1 pseudogene is annotated in these 1050 nt (G+C 45.1%); it reads left to right on the top strand.

Features of this window, described 5'->3' with window-relative positions:
- Positions 1-1019, top strand: a pseudogene (locus ICN37_RS08485) (IS3 family transposase); the annotation flags it as partial.
- Positions 1020-1050 lie beyond the last annotated feature (31 nt).

The following is a 1050-nucleotide window of genomic DNA, read 5'->3' on the forward strand; positions in this document are numbered from 1 at the left end:
CGACCGCCCATGCCAAAACAAAGTGAGATTGCAGCGCTACTAGCTAGGCCATCTTCTGAGCTGACACATGACGAGTTACTGCGCAAAGCGCAGTATTTAGAAGTGGAGAACGCTTATCTAAAAAAGTTAGAGGCCTTAGCCCAGCAAAAGCACTTGGCAAGCAAGAACAAGTCCAAGTGATTGCTGAGTTAAGGCGGAGTTATCCACTACAAGTGATCTTGACAGTAGTTGGAATACCTAGGAGTGTGTATTACTACTGGGTTAATGCCAGCTTTAAACCAGATCCTTATCTCGACACCAAGATGCAGATCAAGACCATCTTCCATGCCCATAAAGGTCGCTATGGCTATCGCCGGGTGCAGACAGCGCTTAGCTCCCAGAGCTGCTACCTCAATCACAAGACCGTACAAAAACTGATGGCTCAGCTGGGGATCAAGTCGACTGTCAGACCTAAACACTATCAGTCTTACAAGGGAGCCCTTGGTAAGGTGGCCCCCAATTTACTAGAGCGTAACTTTGGAGCAAGTAGGCCTAATCAGAAGTGGGTAACTGATGTCACGGAGTTCAATATAAAGGGTGAGAAGGTCTACCTCTCACCAATCTTAGATCTGTATAACCAAGAGATCATCTCTTATACGATCACAGATCGTCCTCAGATCAGCATGGTGATGCAAATGCTCCAACAGGCTTTTAAGCAACTAAAACCAAAAGATAAACCCATGCTGCACTCAGACCAGGGCTGGCAATATCAGATGGGGTTTTATCAGGAGGCTTTAAAAGAACAAGGCCTTACCCAAAGCATGTCCAGAAAAGGCAATTGCTTAGATAATGCCGTCATGGAAAACTGGTTTGGGATCATGAAAAGCGAGTTCTTCTACCAAGAGAAGTTTGAGACGATCGAATCATTTAAGCAGGGGCTACATGAATATATCCACTACTACAACCATGATCGAATCAAACAAAAACTAAAGGGATTAAGTCCGGTGCAATACCGAGCTCAATCCCTTCTGGTAACCTAACTAAACTGTCCAACTTTTGGGGGTCAGTTCA

The sequence above is a fragment of the Polynucleobacter sp. P1-05-14 genome (assembly GCF_018881675.1).
Classification (GTDB): Bacteria; Pseudomonadota; Gammaproteobacteria; order Burkholderiales; family Burkholderiaceae; genus Polynucleobacter.